Origin of the sequence: Achromobacter spanius (assembly GCF_039673305.1) — a bacterium.
Classification (GTDB): Bacteria; Pseudomonadota; Gammaproteobacteria; order Burkholderiales; family Burkholderiaceae_B; genus Achromobacter; species Achromobacter spanius_F.
Window position 1 is genome coordinate 162441 of the sequence record NZ_JBDJLJ010000007.1, and the last position, 7370, is coordinate 169810.

5 protein-coding genes are annotated in these 7370 nt (G+C 68.8%); 2 read left to right on the plus strand and 3 right to left on the minus strand.

The window, feature by feature from the left end; translation table 11 throughout:
* Positions 1 to 62 precede the first annotated feature (62 nt).
* A complete protein-coding gene (locus ABE485_RS09580) occupies positions 63 to 2480 on the plus strand; it encodes a DNA internalization-related competence protein ComEC/Rec2 (protein WP_430795407.1) in 2418 nt (805 codons plus the stop codon).
* A 42-nt stretch (positions 2481 to 2522) separates the two neighbouring features.
* On the opposite strand, the gene ABE485_RS09585 is transcribed toward ABE485_RS09580, so the two are convergent.
* Both ABE485_RS09585 and ABE485_RS09590 read right to left on the minus strand, forming a co-directional pair.
* A complete protein-coding gene (locus tag ABE485_RS09585; protein WP_346515052.1) occupies positions 2523 to 4886 on the minus strand; it encodes a TonB-dependent siderophore receptor in 2364 nt (787 codons plus the stop codon).
* Positions 4887 to 5119: 233 nt separating this feature from the next.
* Complete coding sequence (locus ABE485_RS09590; protein ID WP_346515053.1) at positions 5120 to 6133, minus strand: FecR family protein; 1014 nt, start codon at positions 6131 to 6133, stop codon at positions 5120 to 5122.
* 122 nt (positions 6134 to 6255) lie between these two features.
* On the opposite strand from ABE485_RS09590, the gene ABE485_RS09595 reads away from it, so the two are divergent.
* Positions 6256 to 6744 carry a sigma-70 family RNA polymerase sigma factor gene (locus ABE485_RS09595; RefSeq protein ID WP_346515054.1) on the plus strand — a complete coding sequence of 163 codons (489 nt, stop codon included), beginning with the start codon at positions 6256 to 6258 and terminating at the stop codon, positions 6742 to 6744.
* Between the two features lie 66 nt (positions 6745 to 6810).
* Here the strand turns inward: ABE485_RS09595 and ABE485_RS09600 are convergent.
* A partial coding sequence (locus tag ABE485_RS09600) for a nucleotide-binding domain containing protein (protein ID WP_346515055.1) occupies positions 6811 to 7370 on the minus strand: 560 nt, incomplete at its 5' end.

Consider the following 7370-nt stretch of genomic DNA (forward strand, 5'->3'; position numbering starts at 1 on the left):
CACCCCGTGGGGCGGCGACCTACGCTTTCCCATTTCGGGAGAGCGCCATCACGGGCCGATCGTTGTGCCTTGCGTTCGTGGCCGGTTCGGGGCTGGTGCAGGTGTTGCCGGCATTGCCTGGGCCGCTTTTACTGTGGCTCCTGGCTGCCACCGCGGCTGTCGGTTGTGCCGCGTGGTCGCGCGCGGGCCATCCTGTCGTGCGCCTCCTTGCCGCCCTGACCCTGGGATTCTCCGCCGGCTTCCTCAACGCCGCCTTGCAAGCCCAGCACCGCCTGGACGACGCGCTGGCGGATGCGCATCAGGACGAAGTCTCCCGGCTGGTGCTGCGCGTGGCCGAGCTGCCCGACGGCGATGCGCAGCGCCAGCGCTTCCTGGCGGAATGGGACTCGCCCGCCAGATCTGGCATCCCATCCCGCATCCAGGTGACCTGGCAATGGGGCTCCGGGTCCAATCAGGGCGTGCCGCAGCTGGTGCCGGGCCAGGTGTGGCGCATGGCGCTGGTGCTGCGGCGGCCGCACGGCCTGCTCAATCCGGCGGGTCCCGATACCGAAGGGCGGCTGTTTGCGGATGGGGTGCGCGCGACGGGCACGGTGCGCGGGCAACCGGATTTGCTGGCGGACCGGCCCTGGGCCACGCCCGGCATTGCGATCGAACGCGCGCGCCATCATGTGCGCGAAGGGATGCGGGCGGCGCTGGGCGAGCACCGCTATGCGCCGGTGATGATCGCGCTGGCGATTGGCGACCAGGCGGGCGTGGCGCGCGACGACTGGCGGATCTTCAACCGCAGCGGCATAACCCATCTGGTGTCGATCAGCGGCATGCACGTCACGTCCATTGCCGGCATCGCGGGCTTGATGGCGTCCGCCTTGTGGCGGCGCTTGCGGTGGCGCGGCGTGGGGCTGGCCGAACTTGCGCCTGCCCGCATCGCGGGCGGCGCCGTCGCCGCGATCGTGGCGTTGCTGTATTGCCTGCTGGCCGGCTGGGGCGTGCCGGCGCGGCGCACGTTCTTCATGCTGATGGTGGTGCTGGCGGCGGCGTTGTCGCGCCTGCCGCTGTCGCCGGACCGGGTGCTGGCCTGCGCCGCGGCGGCGGTGGTGATGCTGGATCCGTGGGCGCCGGTGTCGGCGGGCTTCTGGCTGTCGTTCGGGGCGGTGGCGGTGCTGTTGCGCATCGCCGCCCTGCCGGTCGACGCCGAGGCCGGCTGGCGCGCGCGGTGGGCGGCCCGGGCCGGGCAGGCGGTGCGCCTGCAGTTGATGGTGACGGTGGGCCTGACGCCGTTGCTGGCGTTCCTGGTGCATCAAGTGTCGCTGGGGTCGCCCTTGGCCAACGCCGTGGCCATTCCGTCGGTGACGTTCATCGTGACGCCGCTGGCGCTGCTGTGCGCGGCCTTGTCCTGCGTTCCCGGCCTGGATGGCCTGGCTGCGCTGGCGGGACAGGCGGGGCTGGCCGCCTTTGACCTGACCATGGCGCCGGTGGCCTGGGTGGGCAATGCCAGTTGGGCCAGCGTCCCGGTCGCAGCCGCCGGCTGGCCCTGGCTGCTGCTGGCGGTGGCGGGCATGGCCTGGGCGCTGCAGGCGCGCGGCTGGCCTGGGCGCCATCTGGGCTGGGCGTGCATGCTGCCCTTGTTGTTCTGGCGGCCCGACAGGCCGGAACCCGGCTATTGGCGCATGAGTGCGCTGGACGTGGGGCAGGGCAGCGCGATCCTCGTGGAGACTGCCACCCGGTCGCTGCTGTTCGACGCCGGCCCCCGCAGCTTCGGCGGCAGCGATGCGGGCGAGCGGGTGGTCGCGCCGTTCCTGCAGGCGCGCGGGATCGGCCGGCTGGACGTGCTGGTGCTGTCGCACGCGGACATGGACCACGTGGGCGGCACGCGCGCGGTGCTGGCGGCGGCGCCCGTGGACCGCGGCTACGCGTCATTCGACCTGCCGGCCTTCCTGCGGCGCGACGCCAGGATGTGGCCGGACGTTGGCAATGCGCAGCCGGTCCTGCCCAAGGAGCTGGCGCGGTGCGAGCGCGGGCTGGGATGGGAGGCGGACGGCGTGGTGTTCACGTTCCTGCATCCGGGGCCTGGCGGCAGTTCGAAGGCAGACGACCGCAATGCGGACAGTTGCGTGTTGCGTGTGCAAGGCGAGCGCCATTCCCTGCTGCTGACCGGGGACGTCGGCGCGGCGCAGGAGCGGGAACTGGCGGCGCACGGGCTGGAGAAGGCCGATGTGGTGCTGGCGCCGCATCATGGCTCGGGGTCGTCCTCCAGCCGGGAACTGGTGACGGCAGTGGACGCGGAGCACGTGATCGCGCAGGCCGGGCATCTGAACCGGTTCCGCCACCCCGCGCGCGCCGTGGAGCTGAGGTGGACGCGTGCGGGGGCCGGGTTCTGGCGCAGCGACCGCGATGGCGCGGTCGTGGCGGAATCCGGCCCCGGCGGGCTGGACGTGTGGGCGCAGCGGGAGCGGGGCGGGCGGTACTGGCATGGGCGCTAGGCGGCGATCACGCATGGTCCGCCCATGCGCAGTGGCTAACCGCTACCAGCGGTAGCGCACCTGGGCCACGATCACGCGGCCTGGGCCGTAGAAGCACGCGCTGACGGCGGCGCACGTCGTCAGGTAGCGGCGGTCGAAGAGGTTGTTCACGTTCAGGGACACGCGCGCACCCTTGAGCTGCGTGCTCAACTGCCCCAGGTCGTATTGCAGGGCGGCATCCACCAGCGTGTACGCGGGCGTCTTCAAGGTGTTGGTGCTGTCGCCGTAGGACGTGCCCACGTAGCGAACCCCGCCGCCGATGCGCAGGCCGGCGAGCGGCCCGCCGCCGATCGTGTAATCGGCCCACGCCGAAGCCTGGTGGCGCGGAATCAGCGGCTGCTGGTTGCCCTGGGTGGCCGTGTTGCTGCGCGTGATTTCCGAGGTGGTGTAGGCGTAGGTCGTGATCAGGTTCAGGCTGTCGGTCAGGCTGGCGCGGCCCTCGAATTCCAGGCCCTTCACCTCGACTTCACCGGTCTGCTCGTTGAAGTTGCCGCAGGTGCCGGGATAGAGCGCGCAGTTGCGGTGTTCGATGTCCGGCGTCAGCACGTTCTCCTGGGTCAGGTGGAACGCCGACACCGTGATCAGGCTGTTGGAGTTGTGGGGCTGGTACTTCACGCCCACTTCGTACTGGCGGCCCTTGGTGGGTTCGAAGGGCGCTCCGCCGTAGCCGGTGCCGGACACCGGCTCGAACGACGTCGAATAGCTGGCGTAGGGCGCCAGGCCCGAGTCCGCCAGGTACGTCAGGCCCACGCGGCCGGTGAAGACGTTGTCGTCGGTGGTGGTCTTGACGTTGTTCAGGCGGTTGCGGTTGGTCTTGTCGGTCCAGTCATAGCGGCCGCCCATCGTCAGCAGCCAGCGTTCGAGCTTGACCTGGTCCTGCAGGTACAGGCCGATCTGGTGCTGTTCCTCGTAGCCGTCGACCACCTTCGCGCCGCGGCCGATGTCGTGATAGACCGGATCGTAGATGTCGATGGTGGGCCCGACGCCGCCGTGCACCGTCTGGTCCAGCGTGGCGCGCTTGTAGTCCAGGCCCACCAGCAGGTCGTGGCTGAGGGGGCCGGTCTGGAATTTGGCCTGGGCCTGGTTGTCCAGCGTGAAGAACGACTGGTAGCGGTCGACGTCCCACTGGTAGCGCGACAGCGTGCGGTAGTCGCTGGGCAACTGCGTGACGGGGTTCATGAGCAGGCCGGTGCCATAGACGGAATAGGCGGTGACGTCCACGTCCGCATAGCGCAGGTTCTGCCTGACGGTGAGCTTGTCGTTGAAGTGGTGCTCGAACAGATAGCCGATGGAACGGTAGTAGCGCTTGAACTTGTCGTGGTCGGGCTCGTCGATGTTGCGGTCGCGCGGGATGTCGCCGTACGGATTCTTGTACAGCGTGCCCCAGGCGGGCAGATACATCACCGAGACGTCCGCGTCGTCGCGCTGGTACTGCCCCAGCACCGTGAGCGTGGTGGCCGCCGACGGCTTCCAGGTGAAGCTGGGCGCGATGTAATCGCGGTCGTCGCGCGCGTAGTCCACCTGCGTGTCGCTGTTGCGCTTGAGCGCGGTCAGGCGGTAAAGGAACTTGCCTTCCTCGTCGATCGGGCCGCTGAAGTCGGCGGCCACCTGGCGGCGGTCGAAATTGCCGCCTTCCAAGGCGATTTCTCGCAGGGGTTCCGACAGCGGGCGCTTGCTCACCATGTTGATGATGCCCCCGGGCGGGTTCTGCCCGTACAGCACGGAAGAGGGGCCTCGCAGCACTTCGATCCGCTCCAGGCCGTAAGGCTCGATGCGTGATCCCTGGCCGGCGGCGCCGTAGGGCAGCATCATGCCGTCCAGGTAGTAGTTCGGCTCGAAGCCGCGGATGTAGATTTTGTCGCGCTCGGTGCCGGCGCCCAGGATCTCGCTGCGTATGCCAGGCGTGTATCGCACGCTTTGCTCGAGATTCGTGGAGCCCTGCACGTCCATCTGGTCGGGCGTGATGATGCTCAGGGACTGCGGCGTTTCAAGCACGCTGACGTCCGTCTTGGTGCCCGTGGCGCTGCGCCGGGCGACCATGCCGTCGACCGGGCCGGTGGCCGTTTCCGTGCGGCCTGTCACCGAGATCGGCGACAGTGTCGTCACGCCGCCGGGCGCCGCGGCCTGGATGATCGTGACGCTGTTGCCGCTGATCTGGAACGTCAGCTGGGTGCCGGCCAGCAGCCGGGTGAGCGCGTCCGTGGATTCCATCGTGCCGCTGACGGCATTGGCGTGGAGCCCGCGCACCAGATCCTGGCTGAACAGGATCTGCAGGTTGGATTGGCGCCCGAGCGCGATCAGGGCGGAAGCCAGCGGCTGCGCCTGGATGTTCACCGGGATCGGCGCCGCCAGTACGACGGGCGGCATTCCCGCCATTGCAGCGGTTGCGGCGCAGAGGCTCAGGGTCAAGGCGGCGCGCCGGATCCGGCAGGCATGGCGGGCGGAAGATGAAGGGGCCACGGAAGTTCCAAGGTTAGTCAACAACATTGATAATCGTTCTTGTTCCTAAGACGCCTCAGGAATGGAAACGGAACCGGATTTGTTGTAACTAAATGAAACCATTGTGGGTTGCTTGGCCAACCCTGGGGAACAAGGGGAACTCAGCCGCGGCGCGGAGCCAGAAGGCGGATCTTGCCGTCGCCGTCCTTGCGCACGGTAACGGGCAGCACCTTGGGTAGCCGCTCGAGCAGTCGGGGCACCTCGGCGATGTCGTAGCTGCCGCCCAGGCGCAGGTCGCCGACTTGCGGAGCGACCTCCACGATGCGCTGCGGTGGAGGCAGATAATGATTCAACAGGCGCGCCACGTCGCGCAGCGGCAGATCGTGCAGCACCAGCTTGCCTTGCCGCCACATGAGCAGGTCTTCGACCTGGGCCGCGCTGTCTACGTTGATGCTCGACTGCTGCTGCAGTAACGCCTGCATGCCGGGCCGCAGCTGGACGGTCTGGACGTTGTCGGCGGTGCGCACGGAAACCGAGCCGTCGACCAGCGTGACCACCGTGCGGTCTTCGTCGGCCCACACGTTGAAGCGGGTTCCCGTCACGGTGATCTGGCCGGCGGGGGTGTGGACCGTCAGGGGACTGTCGGCGTCGTGGCTCACATTGAAGAAGGCTTCGCCGCGAGTCATGCGCAGTTCGCGGCGATCGCGGTACTGCATGAAGGTCACGGTGGTGTTGACGTTGAGTTCGACTACCGACCCCTCGGGCAATGAGACGATGGCGGCGGAGCCCTGCGCGCCATAGGATTGATAGTCCGAAGGCAGCCAGCCGATGGACCAGCCCGCGACCGCGATTGCAGCGGCGCCTGCCGCGATGGCGACAGTGCGCCGTGCCGCGAACTTCCATCCTTGCGGGACGGGCCGCCGGGCCTTGCTCTTGCCCGCGGCGCCAGGCGCCTGGGAGGGAGAGGGCAGTTCGCGCGACAGGTCCCACAACTGCACGACTTCGTCGTACTCCTGTCCGTGGCGGGGATCGCTGCGGCGCCACGCTTCGAAGGCGGCAAGGTCCGCGGCGGTTGGGGACTGGTCGTGCAGGCGCACGCACCAATCCACCGCCTGCGCGGTAATGGCTTCGTCATCCGGCGAGCAAGAATATTGCGGCGGAGAGGGCGCAGTCATGGGATAGAATTGCCGTCAGGCACAACGGGGAGCAATGGGAAGTCGGGCAGTTAGTGTAGCCCCACCACCACTGCGGCGCCTCTGCAGAACACTGAAAATACGGGTCTGCCCGATGCAAAGGCATGGCGGTCGAAAAATATTACGGTGAGTTATTGCGCTTTCTGAACCGCACCCTGGGCAACTCCCACGATGCGGCGGACGTCGCGCATGATGCCTGCGTCCGCGTGCTGGGCCGCAGCCCGGAAAGCGTTGTCGAACAGCCCCGGGCTTTTCTCTTCAAGACCGCCATCAACCTGTCGGTGGACCTGCACCGCAGGCGCACGCGACGCGAGTGCGAGCCGCTGCATGACGACATCGCGTCCGATGGCGCGCTGACGCCCGACGAAGACCTTTATCGCAAGCAGCAGCTGGAATTGGTCCATGCCGCCCTGCATTCATTGCCCGAGGCCTGCCGCACCGCGTTCCTGCTGCGCCAGGTGGAAGGGTTGTCGCATCGCTGCATCGCGGAACGGCTGGGCACGTCGACCGACATGGTGAAGAAGCATATCGCCCGCGCAATGAAGCATTGCCGGCTGTATATGCGCGCTCGCCAGCACCGCGATCCCGCCTAGATTTCCCTTGCCTGGCGACTCATGTGCCGGCCTGTCCCGCCGACGCCGCGCAGGTGCGTCCGTGCGTTACGCCCCGCCCGTCGCCAGCGCATCAAACAACCGGTCCCCGCCCATCTGTCCGCCCTTGAGCATCAGCTCGACGCCGTCGGTCAGCGGATCGTCGCTGCGCGCGACGCTGACGGTGACGCCCGGCGCCAGCACGCAGCGAAAGCCCAAGCCCCACAGGCCCAGCGCAAGCGTGGCCTGGCTGGAGGTGTCGCCGCCGGCGATGCCGATGCGCGGCAGGCGTCTGCCGGCCTGCCCGGTGGCTTGCACGATGTCCGACACGAGGCGCCCGGTGGCGCGGGCGGTGGCGGCGGTGTCTTGCGCGCTGACCGGGCCGGACGGCCTGTCCGTGTGCGCCAGCACGTTGCGGCCGCGGGCCAGCGTGGCTGCGGCCAATTGCGCCTGCTGCGCCGCGTAGGCCGCGTCGGTGCGCAGCCGGTCGACCTGCAGCGGCTGGCGCACGTAATGCTCGCAGGCGGCGATCTGCCGCGCGGTGACCGGCGACAGGCTGCCCGCCACTACCAGCACGGGTCCGGCGGCGGGGCCGAGCGGGGCCGCCTGCGCGCCGAGTCCGGTTGCGT

Excerpts from the sequence above, each read along its gene's own strand:
- ABE485_RS09585 (WP_346515052.1), bottom strand. The coding sequence starts at position 4,886 with ATGCCGCCCGTCGTACTGGCGGCGCCGATCCCGGTGAACATCCAGGCG.
- ABE485_RS09595 (WP_346515054.1), top strand. The coding sequence starts at position 6,256 with ATGGCGGTCGAAAAATATTACGGTGAGTTATTGCGCTTTCTGAACCGC.
- ABE485_RS09590 (WP_346515053.1), bottom strand. The coding sequence starts at position 6,133 with ATGACTGCGCCCTCTCCGCCGCAATATTCTTGCTCGCCGGATGACGAA.